This is a genomic window from Thermogemmatispora onikobensis (assembly GCF_001748285.1).
GTDB classification, from domain to species: domain Bacteria; phylum Chloroflexota; class Ktedonobacteria; order Ktedonobacterales; family Ktedonobacteraceae; genus Thermogemmatispora; species Thermogemmatispora onikobensis.
The window spans coordinates 1-2593 of record NZ_BDGT01000106.1 but is presented as its reverse complement, the minus strand read 5'-3'; the positions used below and the strand labels follow the sequence as shown (position 1 = coordinate 2593).

1 protein-coding gene is annotated in these 2593 nt (G+C 63.0%); it reads left to right on the top strand.

Features of this window, described 5'->3' with window-relative positions:
- Positions 1-2593, top strand: a 2593-nt coding sequence (locus BGC09_RS21950) for a glycoside hydrolase family 3 C-terminal domain-containing protein (RefSeq protein ID WP_069806333.1), incomplete at both ends; no start/stop codon positions are given.

Sequence of the window (2593 nt, the reverse complement as noted above, 5' to 3'; positions counted from 1 at the left end):
AGGCGCTAATGTGGCCCTGGCGCCGACCGTCAATATTTTGCGCAATCCGCAGTGGGGCCGCAGTTTCGAGACGCTGGGTGAAGACCCCTATCTGACGGCCATACTGGCCAGCGCCGATATTGAGGGCATCCAGAGCCAGCACGTCATCGCCACTGTCAAGCACTATGCGGCCAATAATCAGGAGTACCACCGGACGACGGTGAGCGCCAATGTCGACGAGCGCACCCTGCATGAGATCTATCTGACGGCCTTCGAGTACGCTGTCAGACAGGCAGGCGTCGGGGCGGTGATGTGCTCCTACAATAAGGTCAACAACGTCTACGCCTGCGAGAATCCCTATCTCCTCGATACGACGCTCAAGGGGACCTTCGGCTTCCCGGGTTTTGTGATGTCGGACTGGGGCGCAACCCATAGTACGGTGCCGGCCATTACGGCGGGCCTCGATATGGAGATGCCCGACAGCACCTACTTCGGCCAGGCTCTGAAGCAGGCGGTGCTCAGCGGGCAGGTGAGCATGGCGACGATCGATGAGGCGGTGCATCGTATTTTGCGTACGATGTTCGCCATCGGCCTCTTCGATTATCCGACGACCGGTAGCCCGAACGCGACGGTGACCAATGCCCAACATGCGCAGTTGGCCCGCCAGGCCGCCGAGGCCGGCACTGTTCTGCTCAAGAACGACGGTCAGTTGCTGCCGCTTGATCCGAGCAAGATCCACTCGATTGCGGTGATTGGTCCCGATGCCTCCGTCGCTCCCCAGGCGACGGGCGGCGGGAGCGCGCATGTGATCCCGCCCTACGTGGTGACGCCGCTGCAGGGCATTACGCAGCGCGCCGGGAGTGGCGTGACGGTGCGCTACGCGCAGGGGATCACGACGACAGGGACGCTGCCGCCGATCGAGGCCCAGTATCTGACGCCGCCTTCGGGCAGCGGTCAGGGCCTGCTGGGCGAATACTTTACCAATATGACGCTCTCCGGCAGCCCGGTGCTGACGCGGGTCGATAGCCAGATCAATTTCGATTGGAACGGGCAGTCTCCGGGGCCGGGCGTGCCGGCGACTCAGTGGTCGGTCCGCTGGACAGGAACCCTGACGCCGCCGGTGAGCGGAACGTATACGTTCTCGCTGACAAGCGACGATGGGAGCCGGCTCTACATTAATAATCAGCTGCTGATCGATAACTGGCGCGATCAGGCGACGACCACCGAGACGGCAGCGATCCAGTTGACGGCTGGTCAGTCTTACGCCATTCGCGTGGAGTACTATCAGAATGGCGGCGCGAGCAATGTGGCCCTGGGCTGGAGCATTCCGGGCCAGGAGAATACGTTGCTCTCGCAGGCCGTGGAGCTGGCGAGAAGCTCCGATGTGGCCATTGTCTTTGTCAACGATGTGGAGTCGGAAGGCTCCGATCGTAGCAGCCTGGAGCTGCCGGGGGCCCAGGATCAACTGATTGCGGCGGTGGCTCAGGCCAATCCGCGGACGATTGTGGTGCTCAATACGGGCGGGCCGGTGCTGATGCCGTGGGTTGATCAGGTGCCGGCTCTCCTGGAGGCCTGGTATCCTGGCCAGGAGGATGGGAACGCCATTGCGGCGGTGCTCTTTGGTGATGTTAATCCGTCAGGGAAGCTGCCGATGACTTTCCCACGCTCTGCCAGCGATCTGCCGGCCAGTACGCCTGCCCAATATCCGGGCATTAACGATCAGGCGGACTATTCGGAGGGGGTCTTTGTTGGCTACCGCTATTACGATGAGCGCGGGATTACGCCACTCTTCCCCTTCGGCTACGGCCTCTCCTATACGACCTTCCGCTATAGCCATCTGCGGGTGACGTCAACGCAGGTGGACTATCGCAGCCGCATTGCCGTTGATCTGGATGTGACGAACACAGGTCGGCGCGCCGGGGCTGAGGTGGTGCAGCTCTATCTTGGTATGCCGTCAACGAATGTGCCGGAGCCGCCGCGCCAGTTGAAGGGCTTCCAGAAAGTCTTTTTGCAGCCCGGCCAGACGAAGCACGTGCATTTTGAGCTGAATCCGCGCGATCTCTCCTACTGGGACGTGCACGCCCATAGCTGGGTCGTGCAGGATGGGAGCTACTCGGTACAGGTGGGGTCGTCGTCGCGCGATATTCGTCTGCGGGGCAGCTTCACGGTGCGCGTGACCAACGGTCCGCGCTACGTGAGTGTGCAGGCGCCGCAGTGGCTGGCTGGCGGTGGGAGCGCGACGGTGACGACGAGTTTCACCAATGGTGGGGACCTGACGGCGCACGCGCTGCGGCTGGAGCTGCAGGCGCCCCAGGGCTGGCAGGTGCACCCAGAGGGCACAAGCACTGTTGCAACGGTGAGAGCCGGTCAGACGGTGCAGGTGCGCTGGCAGGTGACGGCCCCGCCGGATGCCTCCCCGGGCAGCTATGCGCTGCAGGCCAGCGCGCGCTTTGTGAGCGCGGACGGGCCGGGACGCCTGCAAGCCTCAGCCAGCCTGACGGTTCCTTATCCGTCGCTGGCGGCGGCTTACAATAATGTGGGTATCAGCGATGATAGCAATCCGTCGGCGGGCAACTTCGACGGCGGCGGTTACAGCTATTCAGCTCAGGCGCTG